The following is a 286-nucleotide window of genomic DNA, read 5'->3' on the forward strand; positions in this document are numbered from 1 at the left end:
GGGTCGTTAGCTCAGTTGGTAGAGCAGTTGACTTTTAATCAATTGGTCGCAGGTTCGAATCCTGCACGACCCACCATCTTCTCCTTTGAAGATGTAAAACATCGGAGGGCGATTAGCTCAGTTGGGAGAGCACCTCCCTTACAAGGAGGGGGTCACTGGTTCGAGCCCGGTATCGCCCACCATTCTTTCTTTTGGAAAGAAGCAATCGATGGGGCTATAGCTCAGCTGGGAGAGCGCTTCGCTGGCAGCGAAGAGGTCTGCGGTTCGATCCCGCATAGCTCCACCA

At 53.5% G+C, this 286-nt stretch carries 3 tRNA genes; all 3 read left to right on the top strand.

What is annotated here, in order from left to right:
* Positions 1–76: transfer RNA gene (locus tag ACVA58_RS27985), tRNA-Lys, on the top strand.
* A gap of 30 nt (positions 77–106) precedes the next feature.
* Positions 107–182, top strand: a tRNA-Val gene (locus ACVA58_RS27990).
* Positions 183–210: 28 nt separating this feature from the next.
* Positions 211–286, top strand: a tRNA-Ala gene (locus tag ACVA58_RS27995).

This window comes from Photobacterium sp. DNB22_13_2 (genome assembly GCF_052873915.1).